Origin of the sequence: Lelliottia sp. F153, assembly GCF_002870005.1 — a bacterium.
Classification (GTDB): Bacteria; Pseudomonadota; Gammaproteobacteria; order Enterobacterales; family Enterobacteriaceae; genus Enterobacter; species Enterobacter nimipressuralis.
On the sequence record NZ_PKFT01000006.1, the window covers coordinates 1 to 13,867 of the forward strand.

The window sequence follows — 13,867 nt, forward strand, 5'->3', positions numbered from 1 at the left end:
AAAGCATGAAGTTGAAGAGAGCCAGCTTCCACTAAAAGAGGTGTGAAGGGAAGGCTCTCAGAGTCTGGACTTAGTACGCCCCTATGGGGCGTTATCAATGCCACCTGCTATGCAGGTGGTTTTTTACGCCATTTATTTCTCGTTAAACCGTTTACCGGCCAGGTTTTCAGTGTCGGCGTTTCGCCACCAGCGTGAAGTTGTAGTCGTCGCTATTGAATACGTTACGGCTGAACTCAAACACTCTGCCGTCTTTCAAAAACCCGCGAGAGACTTTTTCGAGGATCGGTTTTGCCGGATCGAGCGACAGGGCGGCGATCGCCTCTTCTGAAGGCATGACCGGCAACAGCTCCTGCTCGCTGCGATCGATAACCATCTTTTTGATCTGCTCAATATAGTGATATTTCGAGTTTTCCATCACCTCCCAGGTGAGGTCGGCAAACAGCGCCAGCGGCATCCAGGTCTCTTCCAGATTGACCGGTTTTTGCTTGATAAAGCGCACGCGTTTAACGTGCCAGACCTTGTCATCCGGGGCGAGCTGTAACTTTTCGGCAAGCCTTGCATCGGCTTTTATAACCTCAAACACTTTCACATCGCTGTGGGTGTCGACGTTGCGGTCCGCCAGTTTTTCGTAAAAACCGGTAAGCTGATAGATGTCGTAATTCACCCGCTCCTCTTTTACGTAAGAGCCGCTGCCCTGAATACTTTCGATAATCTGCTCTTCCGTCAGCCGCTTTAAGGCTTGCCTGATCGTCACGCGGCTGACGCTGAACATCGCCTGAAGCGCTGATTCGGTGGGGAGCGCGTCACCCGGCTTCAGTTCGCCGCTGCTGATCTGTTCGCGCAGGGTGTCGGCGATCTGGCGGTACATCGGTTTCTGACTCATAAACGTCCATTTTTGTATTGTTCAGCTAATACCATTCTTTTGAATTATGCCCTGAGTATTCGGATTGTAAATAATACAATATTAATACAAATTTAGCGGTTAAGTGAAAATGATCACATAAAGGTATTATCTGGTGTGCCAGAATCTGCCGTACATTAAAACGACAATTCTGTGAGGATCTGATGAACCTGACGACTCTGACCCATCCCCAGGCGATCTTTCTGCATGCGCGATTTACCGATCGTGACGATGCGATCCGCCAGCTGGCACAGCGGCTACACGATCTGGGAAAAATAGCCGATCCGGAGCGTTTTCTGGCTGATGTTTTACAGCGCGAAGCGCAGGGACCAACCGCGCTGGGTGAGGGGCTGGCGGTTCCGCACGGTAAAAGCGCGGCGGTGAACGAAGCGGCTTTTGCGGTCGCGACGCTGCGCAATCCGCTTGAGTGGGAGGGGGTCGATGGGCCTGAAAACGTCGAGCTGATTTTCCTGCTGGCGATCCCGCCTGCCGAAGCAGGGACCACGCACATGAAAGTGCTGACGGCGCTGACCTCGCGTCTGGCCGATGATGTATTGCGGGCGCGTGTGATGGCGGCTGATACGCCCGACGCCCTGCTGGCCGCGCTGGACGAAGCACCCGAAGAGCAAACCGTGGCGCTGCTGTCAGATGCACCGACGATTGTTTGCGTCACGGCTTGCCCGGCGGGGATCGCCCACACGTATATGGCGGCGGAATACCTTGAGAAGGCCGGGCGCAAGCTTGGCGTCAATGTGATTGTCGAAAAACAGGGGGCGAACGGCATTGAAGGGCGCTTAACGCCCCAGCAGCTCAAGGAGGCGAAGGCCTGCATTTTTGCCGCCGACGTGGCGATTAAAGATCATGAACGTTTTAACGGCATTCCTGCACTGTCGGTCCCTGTGACCGAGCCGCTGCGCCACGCCGAAGCGCTGATCACTCAGGCGCTGGCCCTGAAAACTTCTGAGGTTCAACGGCAGCATCAATCCGACGCCGACGGGCGAAAAAGCCTGAAAACGGAGCTGAAGCAGGCCCTGCTGAGCGGGATTTCGTTTGCCGTGCCCTTGATCGTTGCAGGGGGCACGGTGCTGGCAGTGTCGGTATTACTGGCGCAAATGCTCGGTTTGCAGCACCTCTTCGATCAGGAGAATTCATGGCTGTGGATGTATCGCAAACTGGGCGGCGGGATGCTGGGCGTTTTGATGGTGCCGGTGCTCGCAGCCTATACCGCGTATTCGCTGGCAGATAAACCCGCGCTGGCCCCCGGTTTCGCGGCGGGACTTGCCGCCAACATGATTGGCTCCGGGTTTTTGGGCGCTATCGCCGGGGGCCTGATCGCGGGCTATCTGATGCGCTGGGTGAAAAATCACGTTCGCCTGAGCAATCGCTATAACGGTTTCCTGGTCTATTACCTCTATCCGGTGATAGGCACGCTCGGCGCGGGCAGCCTGATGCTGTTTGTGATCGGTGAGCCGGTGGCGTGGATCAATAACGCCCTGACTGCCTGGCTGAACGGACTGTCTGGCGCAAACGCGCTGTTGCTTGGCGCAATCCTCGGATTTATGTGCTCGTTCGATCTGGGCGGTCCAGTGAATAAAGCGGCCTACGCCTTTTGCCTGGGCGCGATGGCGAATGGGGTGTACGGCCCATACGCTATTTTTGCGTCGGTCAAAATGGTTTCAGCATTTACCGTGACGGCCTCAACGCTCATCTCCCCGCGGCTGTTTAAACCTTTTGAAATCGAAACCGGAAAATCGACCTGGCTGCTGGGGCTGGCAGGGATCACCGAAGGGGCGATTCCGATGGCAATTGAGGATCCGCTGCGGGTGATTGGCTCGTTTGTGCTCGGCTCCCTGGTGACAGGCGCGATAGTCGGCGCGATGGGAATGGGGCTTTCCACTCCAGGGGCCGGAATTTTCTCCCTCTTTTTACTGCATCCCGCCGGACTGAGCGGCGTTGCGGCCGCAGCGGGCTGGTTTGGCGCCGCGCTGGTGGGGACCGCCATATCGACCAGCGTGCTGCTCCTTTGGCGGCGTCAGGCGGTAAAAAACGGCAAATACATTCCCAATAGCATCATGCCTTAACTGGACAGGAAACGAAGATGAAAGCTGTATCTCGCGTTCACATCACGCCGCACATGCACTGGGACCGTGAGTGGTACTTCACCACCGAAGAGTCACGCATTTTGCTGGTCAATAATATGCAAGAGATCCTCGCGCGCCTTGAGCAGGATGAGGAGTACAAATACTACGTTCTCGACGGGCAGACGGCGATTCTGGAAGATTATTTCGCGATAAAGCCGGAGAGCAAAGCACGCGTCAAAGCGCTGGTGGAAGCCGGAAAGCTGATTATCGGGCCGTGGTACACCCAGACGGACACCACGATTGTTTCGGGCGAATCTATTGTGCGCAACCTGTTGTACGGAATGCGTGATTGCCTGGCCTTCGGCGAGCCGATGAAAATTGGTTATTTGCCGGATTCCTTCGGCATGTCGGGTCAGCTTCCGCACATCTACAACGGGTTTGGCATCCAACGCGCGATGTTCTGGCGCGGCTGTTCTGAACGTCATGGCACCGACAAAACGGAGTTTTTGTGGCAGAGCAAAGACGGCAGCGAAGTGACAACACAGGTGCTGCCGCTGGGCTACGCGATTGGTAAGTACTTACCGGAGGACGAAGCCGGGCTGCGTAAACGGCTGGACAGTTATTTCGACGTGCTGGAAAACGCCTCGCTCACGAAAGAGATTTTGTTGCCGAACGGACACGACCAGATGCCGCTGCAGCAAAACATTTTTACGGTGATGAAGACGCTGCGGGAGATCTATCCCCAGCGGGAGTTTGTCATGAGCCGCTTCGAAGAGGTGTTTGCGCATATCGACGCTCATCGTGATGCGCTGGCAACGCTCAACGGCGAGTTTATCGACGGGAAATATATGCGCGTTCACCGGACCATCGGCTCTACGCGTATGGATATCAAAATGGCCCACGCCCGCATTGAGAACAAAATCGTCAATATTCTGGAGCCGCTCTCTACGTTGGCCTGGACGCTGGGCTTTGAGTATCACCATGGGCTGCTGGAGAAAATGTGGAAGGAGATTTTAAAGAATCACGCCCACGACAGCATCGGCTGCTGCTGTAGCGATAAAGTGCACCGTGAGATCGCATCCCGTTTCGAGCTGGCGGAGGATATGGCCGACAATCTGATTCGTTTTACTCTGCGTAAGATCGTCGACAACATGCCGCAAACGGATGAAGACAAACTGGTGCTGTTTAATCTGATGCCGTGGCCGCGCGAAGAGGTGGTCAATACTACCGTGCGCCTGCGCGCGAGCGCGTTCCGACTGCTGGACGATAAAGGAAATGAAATTCCCTACTTTATCCGCGCCCGACGGGAGATCGATCCGGGCCTTATTGATCGGCAGATTGTGCATTATGGCAACTACGAGCCGTTTATGGAGTTTGATATCCAGTTGAGCCAGATTTTGCCTTCGATGGGCTATCGCACCCTCTATATCGAACCGCACGTCGCAGGAAAAGTATTGCCGGGCCATGAGGCGACGGCGGCGCTGCTGGAAAATGCTTTCTGGCAGATTGACCTGAATGATGACGGCACGCTGCGCCTGATGGATAAAGACTCCGGCCTTATTTATGACCGCGTGCTGGAGATCGAAGAGAGTTCCGATGACGGGGACGAATACGACTATTCGCCTTCGCGGGAAGAGTGGCGGCTGACATCACGTGAGGCGCAGCATACCGTCGAGGTGTTTCACGACGCCTGGCAGAGCAGGGCGGTGATCCGAAGCCGCATGGCTATCCCGGTCAATCTGGCTGCGCGCTCTGCCCGCCGGCGAGACGGCCACCTGGGCATTGAAATTGAGGTCACGCTCAGCCATCACAGCCGTCGTATCGACGTTGAGGTCCGCCTGGATAATCAGGCTGACGATCACCGGGTGCGGGTGCTCATTCCGACTCCCTTCAACACGGCGGAGGTGCTGGCAGACACCCAGTTTGGCTCGGTCGTCCGCCCTGTGCGTGATGAAGCGATGGACCGCTGGCAGGAAGAGGGCTGGAAAGAGGCACCGGTGCCGGTGTGGAACTTACTGAATTATGCGGTGTTACAGGAGGGGCGCCACGGTATGGCGTTGTTCACCGAAGGATTACGCGAGTTTGAAATTGTCGGTGAGGAGAAGAAAACCTTTGCTCTGACGCTGCTGCGTGGCGTTGGGTTACTCGGAAAAGAGGATCTGTTATTACGCCCAGGCCGACCCTCTGGGATAAAAATGCCGGTGCCAGATTCGCAGGTGAGGGGAGCGCTGCAGTGCCGTTTCAGCCTGTTTAACTTTTGCGGAACGCCTCTCAATGCGGGCGTTGCCCAGCAGGCCAGGGCCTGGCTGACGCCGATCCAGTGCTATAACAAAATCCCATGGGATGCGATGAAGCTCAACAAAGCCAGCGTCGTCACTCCTGCGACCTACAGCTTATTGACCATGTCTCCCGTTGGCTGCCTGGTGGGGGCGCTGAAAAAAGCCGAAGATCGCGATGAGATTATCCTGCGGGTGTTCAATCCTTCCGAATCGGTTTGTTGTGATACCTCGTTCAGCTTCAGCGGTGAGATCAGCCGCTGTGCTGAAACGGGAATGGATGAAGAGATTCATAAGGGCGATAGGGTCGTCAACGGGACGGCTGAAACCCTGCGGCCCTGCCAGTCCAGAACCTTTAGCATCAAACTTGCCTAAAAACCCGGCGAACGAATCAAAGGTCACATTTTTGTGACCTTTTCGGTTTCTAAATAGTCACGCCGTGGTGTTAATTTAAAGATTAATAAAAGTAAAATAGATGTTTCCGCTTCGACTGAAAACATCGCGATGGAAAGTCACGTTAAAGCAGCTATCCTTAAGTGTTTGTCAGTGAAAATGACCAGACGGCAAACAGCGTTAAAAAAAATCACTTCAATTTATTTTCATCTCTGTATTTGATAACCATCACCTTGCTTAAATCTACATATCATTAACATTGATTTTACTATGGCTACTGCATTTAAACACCATTAACATAAAGTCGCGTTTTTGATTTAAATCAATGTTTAATGCTTGGAAAAACACCTCAAAAGGCGCTAAATTGTCGGCGATCAAACTGGCTGAAAATGTGTAAATTCGCTATATATTGATCACCGTCGTAAAACGTAAATCTCCTTCAATAAAAACCTGTTTATTGTAAGGGCTTTGCAGCGTATTATATTCGCGGGATCAATTAGAGTTTTTTCTTAACGTATTTGTAACCTTTCATCATGACTTTTTCCTCTAGTGAAGAAAATAAGTCACGACGAAGGGAACAGATAACTTTGTATTGGGGCATGTGTGTGAACCCTTCTCAGGGATTCACTCTCGGAGTCTTCATGCGATGAGCAAGGAGTCATGATGTTAGATATAGTCGAACTGTCGCGCTTACAGTTTGCCTTGACCGCGATGTACCACTTCCTTTTTGTGCCACTGACGCTCGGTATGGCGTTCCTGCTGGCCATCATGGAGACGGTCTACGTCCTTTCCGGCAAACAGATTTATAAAGATATGACCAAGTTCTGGGGCAAGTTGTTTGGTATCAACTTTGCACTGGGCGTGGCGACCGGCCTGACCATGGAGTTCCAGTTCGGGACTAACTGGTCTTACTATTCTCACTATGTTGGGGATATCTTCGGTGCGCCGCTGGCCATTGAAGGTCTGATGGCCTTCTTCCTCGAATCCACCTTTGTAGGTCTGTTCTTCTTCGGTTGGGACCGTCTGGGTAAAGTTCAGCACATGGCAGTGACCTGGCTGGTGGCCTTAGGCTCCAACCTGTCCGCACTGTGGATCCTGGTCGCTAACGGCTGGATGCAGAACCCTATCGCGTCTGATTTCAACTTTGAAACCATGCGTATGGAGATGGTCAGCTTTGCCGAGCTGGTCCTGAACCCGGTTGCTCAGGTGAAATTCGTTCACACTGTGGCCTCGGGTTATGTCTGCGGCGCGATGTTCGTACTCGGCATCAGCTCCTACTATATGCTGCGCGGTCGTGACTTCGCTTTCGCCAAGCGCTCCTTTGCCATCGCGGCAAGCTTCGGTATGGCGGCAATCCTGTCTGTTATCGTGCTGGGTGATGAATCCGGTTACGAAATGGGTGACGTACAGAAAACCAAACTGGCGGCTATCGAAGCCGAATGGGAAACTCAGCCAGCTCCGGCGGCGTTTACCCTGTTTGGTATTCCTGACCAGGATGCGCAGGAAAACCGTTTTGCTATTCAAATTCCTTACGCCCTCGGCATCATCGCCACCCGTTCTGTTGATAAGCAGGTGACGGGCCTGAAAGATCTGATGGTGCAGCACGAAGAGCGTATCCGTAACGGTATGAAAGCGTACGGGCTGCTGGAGCAGCTGCGTTCAGGCTCTACCGATCAGGCTGTTCGCGATCAGTTCAATGACGTGAAGAAAGACCTGGGTTACGGCCTGCTGCTGAAGCGTTATACCCCGAATGTGTCTGATGCGACTGAAGCACAGATTCAGCTGGCAACCAAAGACTCCATTCCACGCGTTGCGCCGCTGTACTTCGCGTTCCGTATCATGGTCGGTTGCGGCATCCTGATGCTTCTGATTATCGCGGCCTCCTTCTGGTCTGTGATTCGTAACCGTATCGGCCAGAAAAAATGGCTGCTGCGTACCGCGATGTACGGTATTCCATTGCCATGGATTGCTATCGAGTCCGGCTGGTTTGTTGCGGAGTATGGCCGTCAGCCATGGGCGATAGGTGAGGTGCTGCCAACGGCAGTGGCTAACTCATCCCTGACTGCGGGGGACCTGATTTTCTCCATGCTGCTGATTTGTGGTCTGTACACCCTGTTCCTGGTGGCCGAACTGTTCCTGATGTTCAAGTTCGCACGCCTTGGCCCGAGCAGCCTGAAAACCGGTCGCTATCACTACGAGCAGTCCAACGTGGCTACTCAGCCGGCACGCTAAGACAGGAGTCGTCAAATGATCGATTATGAAGTATTGCGTTTTATCTGGTGGCTGCTGGTCGGTATCTTACTGATTGGTTTTGCGGTCACGGACGGTTTCGACATGGGGGTGGGCATGCTCACCCGTTTCCTCGGTCGTAATGACACCGAGCGTCGAATCATGATCAACTCCATCGCCCCGCACTGGGATGGTAACCAGGTGTGGCTGATCACCGCGGGCGGCGCACTGTTTGCCGCCTGGCCGATGGTCTACGCGGCTGCGTTCTCCGGCTTCTATGTGGCGATGATTCTGGTGCTGGCATCCTTGTTCTTCCGTCCGGTCGGCTTTGACTACCGCTCGAAGATCGAAGATACCCGCTGGCGTAACATGTGGGACTGGGGCATCTTCATCGGTAGCTTCGTGCCACCGCTGGTGATTGGCGTGGCGTTCGGCAACCTGTTGCAGGGCGTTCCGTTCCACCTTGATGAGTATATGCGTCTGTACTACACCGGTAACTTCTTCCAGCTGCTGAACCCGTTTGGCCTGCTGGCGGGCGTGGTGAGTGTGGCGATGATCATTACTCAGGGTGCCACGTATCTGCAGATGCGTACGGTGGGTGAACTGCATCTGCGTTCCCGTGCCACCGCTCAGGTTGCGGCGCTGGTGACACTGGTCTGCTTCGCGCTGGCAGGTGTTTGGGTCGTATACGGTATTGATGGTTATGTGGTGACGTCTGCTATCAACCATGCTGCGCCGTCTAACCCGCTGACCAAAGAAGTCGCGCGTCAGGCAGGGGCATGGCTGGTGAACTTTAACAACACTCCTGCGCTGTGGGCTATCCCGGCTCTGGGTGTGTTGCTGCCGCTGCTGACGGTCCTTACCTCTCGTCTTGAGAAAGGCGCTTGGGCATTCGTGTTCTCTTCACTGACACTGGCGTGCATCATCCTGACTGCGGGCATTGCAATGTTCCCGTTCGTGATGCCATCCAGCACCATGATGAATGCGAGCCTGACCATGTGGGATGCGACGTCAAGCCAGTTGACGCTTAACCTGATGACGTATGTTGCTTGCGTGTTCGTACCGATTATCCTGCTCTACACCACCTGGTGTTACTGGAAAATGTTCGGTCGTATCACGAAAGAAGACATCGAAAGCAACACTCATTCCCTGTACTAAGTAAGGAGCTGAATATGTGGTATTTCGCATGGATTTTGGGGACGCTTCTTGCCTGTGCATTTGGTGTCATTACCGCGCTGGCGCTTGAGCATATCGAAGCGACCAAAACCGGTGAAGAAAAGCACTGATGATGAATGTTATCGCAAAGCTATATGCGGTAATGGACAAGCGCCCGTTACGGGCGCTTTCCTTAGTGATGGCATTACTGCTCGCAGGCTGTATCTTCTGGGACCCGTCGCGCTTTGCGGCGAAGACGAGCGAACTGGAAATCTGGCATGGTTTCTTGATCATGTGGGCAGTTTGCGCGGGCGTCATTCACGGTGTGGGCTTTCGCCCGAAAGCCGTTCACTGGCAAGGCATTTTCTGCCCGCTGGTCGCTGATATTGTGCTTCTCGCCGGACTTGTTTTTTTCTTTAGCTGAATAAGAACTGTCCGTTAATCTTATGGGCTTACTCGAGCCCATAAAAATTTACTCTCCGTTTACTTTCCCCCATTCCAAACCATCATTCCCGCGCGTATAGTAGCGAAGTTTAAAAGCTCTAACTTTTGTTGCATTACCAGGATGTAAAGTGAATACAACGCTGTTTCGATGGCCGGTTAGGGTCTACTACGAAGATACCGATGCCGGGGGTGTGGTCTACCACGCCAGCTACGTTGCTTTTTATGAACGGGCACGCACTGAGATGCTGCGCCATCATCACTTCAGTCAGCAGGTTTTGTTGGCTGAGCGAGTTGCCTTCGTGGTACGCAAGATGACGCTGGAGTATTTTGCACCCGCCAGACTCGACGATATGCTCGAAGTCCAAACGGAAATAACATCAATGCGCGGGACCTCACTGGTTTTCACGCAGCGGATCGTCAACGCAGAGAACACAGTACTGAACGAAGCAGAAGTCCTGATTGTTTGTGTTGATCCACTCATCATGAAGCCTCGTGCGCTTCCTAAGTCTATTGTCGCGGAGTTTAAGCAGTGACTGACATGAATATCCTTGATTTGTTCCTGAAGGCTAGCCTTCTGGTTAAACTTATCATGTTGATTTTGATTGGTTTTTCAATCGCATCCTGGGCAATCATTATCCAGAGAACCCGTATTCTTAACGCTGCTGGCCGTGAAGCCGAAGCCTTTGAAGATAAATTCTGGTCTGGTATTGAGCTTTCTCGTTTGTATCAGGAAAGCCAGGGGCGCCGTGATAACCTTTCAGGCTCCGAACAAATTTTCTATAGCGGTTTCAAAGAGTTCGCTCGCCTCCATCGCGCAAATAATCATGCGCCTGAAGCGGTCGTTGAAGGGGCATCGCGTGCCATGCGCATCTCGATGAACCGTGAGCTGGAATCACTTGAAACACACATCCCGTTCCTTGGCACGGTGGGTTCCATCAGCCCGTATATCGGTCTGTTTGGTACCGTGTGGGGGATCATGCATGCCTTCATCGCACTGGGTGCGGTTAAACAGGCTACGCTGCAAATGGTTGCACCGGGCATCGCAGAAGCACTGATCGCGACCGCAATCGGTCTGTTTGCCGCAATTCCGGCAGTTATGGCGTATAACCGACTGAACCAGCGAGTGAACAAACTGGAACTGAACTACGACAACTTCATGGAAGAGTTCACTGCGATTCTGCACCGTCAGGCGTTTACCAGCACCGAGAGTAACAAGGGGTAAACCATGGCCAGAGCGCGTGGACGAAATCGTCGCGAACTTAAGTCCGAAATCAATATTGTACCGTTGCTGGACGTATTGTTGGTGCTGCTGCTGATCTTTATGGCGACAGCGCCAATCATCACCCAGAGCGTGGAAGTTGATCTGCCGGATGCGACAGAATCACAGGCGGTAAGCAGCAATGATGAACCTCCGGTTATCATTGAGGTTTCCGGCGTGGGGCAATATAGCGTTGTGGTAGAGAAAGATCGCATGGATCAGCTGCCGCCTGAGCAGGTTATTGCTGAAGCGCAGCGTCGCCTGACGTCGAATCCGAAAACGGTCTTCTTAATCGGTGGCGCCAAAGATGTGCCTTACGATGAAATAATTAAAGCGCTGAACTTGCTACATAGCGCGGGTGTTAAGTCGGTAGGCTTGATGACGCAACCGATTTAATCCTCTGCACAGTTTTTGGGAACCGATAGTGTCAAAGGCAACCGAACAAAACGACAAGCTTAAGCGAGCGATTATTATCTCCGCGGTGCTGCATGTGATTCTCTTTGCAGCGCTGATCTGGAGTTCGTTCGATGAGCATATTGACGCGTCAGCCGGCGGCGGTGGAGGCTCTTCCATCGACGCCGTCATGGTGGACCCAGGCGCGGTAGTGCAAAACTATAATCGTCAGCAACAGCAGCAGGCGAGTGCAAAACGGGCAGAAGAGCAGCGTGATAAACAGGCGCAACAGCAAGCCGAGGAGCTGCGTGAAAAGCAGGCCGCGGAGCAGGAACGTCTGAAGCAGCTCGAGAAAGAACGTTTGCAGGCGCAAGAAGCGGCGAAGGAGCAGGCAGAACAGCAGAAGCAGGCTGAAGCTGCGGCCCAGAAAGCACAAGAGCAGCAAAAGCAGGCAGAAGAAGCGGCAGCTAAATCCGCTGCGGATGCCAAAGCAAAAGCAGACGCTCAGGCAAAACAAGCTGCTGACGCAGCGAAGAAAGCCGCTGCTGATGCTCAAAAAGTCGCAGAAGCGGAAGCCGCGAAGAAAGCTGCCGCCGACGCACAGAAAAAAGCGGAAGCAGAAGCCGCGAAGAAAGCTGCTGCCGACGCACAGAAGAAAGCAGAAGCGGAAGCCGCGAAGAAAGCAGCCCAGGAAGCGGAGAAGAAAGCCGCTGCCGATGCTGCGAAGAAAGCGGCTGCAGCAGAGAAGGCCGCTGCTGAAAAAGCCGCCGCTGCTGAGAAGGCTGCGGCCGACAAAAAAGCCGCTGCCGCTGAAAAAGCTGCTGCAGATAAGAAAGCCGCTGCCGATAAAGCAGCAGCCGCCAAAGCCGCCGCAGCCAAAAAAGCGGCAGCAGAGAAAGCGTCGGCATCTGATGTTGACGACCTTTTCGGTGACCTGAGTTCAGGTAAGAATGCGCCGAAATCGGGCGGTGGGGCGAAAGGAAACGGCCAGCCAGCTAAAGACAGCGGAACGAGTGGGGCGAATGGCGGTGCATCGGGTGCGGACATCAGTGCTTACGCCTCGCAAATCCGTACTGCTATTCAGAGCCGTTTATATGGCGCTGATCTGTACGCCGGTAAATCTTGCGTCTTGCATATCAAGCTTGCGCCAGATGGACTGCTACTGGACGTAACCCAAGAAGGGGGCGATCCAGCGTTATGTCAGGCTGCTTTGACGGCTGCCAAAACGGCCAAAATTCCTAAACCGCCTTCACAGGCTGTTTATGAGAAGGTAAAAGATGCCAAACTGGACTTCAAACTGTGATGTTTTCCCGCTCAAAGTGGGAAATACAGGCTAAGGTTTGATGCTGGGGATGGGTAGTTTTGTCTATTTGAGTTTGTTAACATTCTGCTAAATTATCGTGGGTAACGTTACCCAGATAAGGGAGATATAATGAAGCAGGCATTACGTGTAGCAGTAAGTTTCTTTATGCTGTGGGCAGCCGTGCTGCACGCAGAGGTACGCATCGAGATCACCCAAGGGGTGGACTCTGCGCGTCCAATTGGCGTTGTTCCGTTCCAGTGGGCCGGCCCTGGCGCTGCCCCTGAAGACGTTGGCGGCATTGTGGCGGCTGACTTGCGTAACAGCGGCAAATTCAATCCCTTAGATCGTTCTCGCCTGCCACAGCAGCCGGGTACCGCTCAGGAAGTTCAACCGGCAGCCTGGTCTGCGCTCGGTATTGATGCCGTGGTAGTGGGTCAAGTGACTCCGAATCCGGACGGTGGCTACACAGTGGCTTACCAGCTGGTTGATACTGGCGGCGCTCCAGGTACTGTTCTGGCGCAGAACTCGTATAAAGTGAACAAGCAGTGGCTTCGCTACGCGGGTCACACTGCGAGTGATGAAGTGTTCGAGAAGCTGACCGGTATTAAAGGTGCCTTCCGTACCCGTATCGCCTATGTGGTTCAGACCAACGGCGGCCAGTTCCCGTATGAACTGCGCGTCTCTGACTACGACGGCTACAACCAGTTCACCGTGCACCGTTCACCACAGCCGCTGATGTCTCCGGCCTGGTCTCCGGACGGTTCTAAACTCGCTTACGTGACCTTCGAAAGCGGTCGCTCTGCGCTGGTGATTCAGACTCTGTCCAACGGCGCTGTGCGTCAGGTTGCTTCGTTCCCGCGTCACAACGGTGCGCCAGCGTTCTCACCTGATGGGACTAAACTGGCATTTGCTCTGTCTAAAACAGGCAGCCTGAACCTTTACGTGATGGATATCGGCTCCGGCCAGATTCGCCAGGTCACGGATGGTCGCAGCAACAACACTGAACCTACCTGGTTCCCGGACAGCCAGAACCTGGCGTTCACATCTGACCAGGCCGGTCGTCCTCAGGTGTACAAAGTCAATGTAAATGGCGGTGCACCGCAGCGCATCACCTGGGAAGGTTCACAGAACCAGGATTCTGATGTAAGCAGTGACGGTAAATTTATGGTAATGGTCAGCTCTGCTGGTGGCCAGCAGCACATTGCCAAACAAGATCTGGTAACGGGTGGCGTGCAAGTTCTGTCGTCAACGTTCCTGGATGAAACGCCGAGTCTGGCACCTAACGGCACGATGGTAATCTACAGCTCTTCTCAGGGGATGGGATCTGTGCTGAATCTGGTTTCTACAGATGGGCGTTTCAAAGCGCGTATTCCGGCAACTGATGGACAGGTAAAATCACCTGCCTGGTCGCCGTATCTGTAAATAATAATTAAT

12 protein-coding genes are annotated in these 13,867 nt (G+C 53.7%); 11 read left to right on the forward strand and 1 reads right to left on the reverse strand.

The window, feature by feature from the left end; genetic code table 11:
- Nucleotides 1–166: 166 nt before the first annotated feature.
- Complete coding sequence (locus F153LOC_RS14450; protein WP_102105256.1) at nucleotides 167–883, reverse strand: GntR family transcriptional regulator; 717 nt, start codon at nucleotides 881–883, stop codon at nucleotides 167–169.
- A 182-nt stretch (nucleotides 884–1,065) separates the two neighbouring features.
- Here F153LOC_RS14450 and mngA point away from each other — a divergent pair, with 182 nt between their 5' ends.
- From mngA to tolB, 11 genes are all read left to right on the forward strand, one after another.
- On the forward strand, nucleotides 1,066–2,982 hold the full coding sequence (mngA, locus tag F153LOC_RS14455; protein WP_102105255.1) for a PTS 2-O-a-mannosyl-D-glycerate transporter subunit IIABC: 1,917 nt from the start codon (nucleotides 1,066–1,068) through the stop codon (nucleotides 2,980–2,982).
- Between the two features lie 17 nt (nucleotides 2,983–2,999).
- Nucleotides 3,000–5,633, forward strand: a complete 2,634-nt coding sequence (gene mngB, locus F153LOC_RS14460; RefSeq protein WP_102105254.1) for a mannosylglycerate hydrolase — start codon at nucleotides 3,000–3,002, stop codon at nucleotides 5,631–5,633.
- Nucleotides 5,634–6,314: 681 nt separating this feature from the next.
- On the forward strand, nucleotides 6,315–7,883 hold the full coding sequence (gene cydA / locus F153LOC_RS14465) for a cytochrome ubiquinol oxidase subunit I (RefSeq protein ID WP_100777169.1): 1,569 nt from the start codon (nucleotides 6,315–6,317) through the stop codon (nucleotides 7,881–7,883).
- 15 nt (nucleotides 7,884–7,898) lie between these two features.
- Nucleotides 7,899–9,038: a cytochrome d ubiquinol oxidase subunit II gene (gene cydB, locus F153LOC_RS14470; RefSeq protein WP_102105253.1), complete on the forward strand. Its 1,140-nt coding sequence runs from the start codon at nucleotides 7,899–7,901 to the stop codon at nucleotides 9,036–9,038.
- Nucleotides 9,039–9,052: 14 nt separating this feature from the next.
- Nucleotides 9,053–9,166, forward strand: coding sequence for a cytochrome bd-I oxidase subunit CydX (gene cydX / locus F153LOC_RS14475; RefSeq protein ID WP_095281280.1), 114 nt, complete (start codon nucleotides 9,053–9,055; stop codon nucleotides 9,164–9,166).
- Nucleotides 9,167–9,168: 2 nt separating this feature from the next.
- On the forward strand, nucleotides 9,169–9,459 hold the full coding sequence (gene ybgE, locus F153LOC_RS14480; RefSeq protein WP_100780748.1) for a cyd operon protein YbgE: 291 nt from the start codon (nucleotides 9,169–9,171) through the stop codon (nucleotides 9,457–9,459).
- Between the two features lie 148 nt (nucleotides 9,460–9,607).
- Nucleotides 9,608–10,012, forward strand: coding sequence for a tol-pal system-associated acyl-CoA thioesterase (gene ybgC / locus F153LOC_RS14485; RefSeq protein ID WP_032617092.1), 405 nt, complete (start codon nucleotides 9,608–9,610; stop codon nucleotides 10,010–10,012).
- Nucleotides 10,009–10,701, forward strand: coding sequence for a Tol-Pal system protein TolQ (gene tolQ / locus F153LOC_RS14490; protein ID WP_100777167.1), 693 nt, complete (start codon nucleotides 10,009–10,011; stop codon nucleotides 10,699–10,701). The genes ybgC and tolQ overlap by 4 nt, the downstream gene beginning before the upstream one ends.
- A gap of 3 nt (nucleotides 10,702–10,704) precedes the next feature.
- Nucleotides 10,705–11,133 (forward strand): colicin uptake protein TolR, encoded by a 429-nt coding sequence (gene tolR / locus F153LOC_RS14495; RefSeq protein ID WP_100777166.1) that lies wholly within the window; start codon nucleotides 10,705–10,707, stop codon nucleotides 11,131–11,133.
- Between the two features lie 28 nt (nucleotides 11,134–11,161).
- Nucleotides 11,162–12,433: a cell envelope integrity protein TolA gene (gene tolA, locus F153LOC_RS14500; protein WP_102105252.1), complete on the forward strand. Its 1,272-nt coding sequence runs from the start codon at nucleotides 11,162–11,164 to the stop codon at nucleotides 12,431–12,433.
- Nucleotides 12,434–12,562: 129 nt separating this feature from the next.
- On the forward strand, nucleotides 12,563–13,855 hold the full coding sequence (tolB, locus tag F153LOC_RS14505) for a Tol-Pal system beta propeller repeat protein TolB (protein WP_102105251.1): 1,293 nt from the start codon (nucleotides 12,563–12,565) through the stop codon (nucleotides 13,853–13,855).
- The last annotated feature ends 12 nt before the right edge of the window (nucleotides 13,856–13,867 follow it).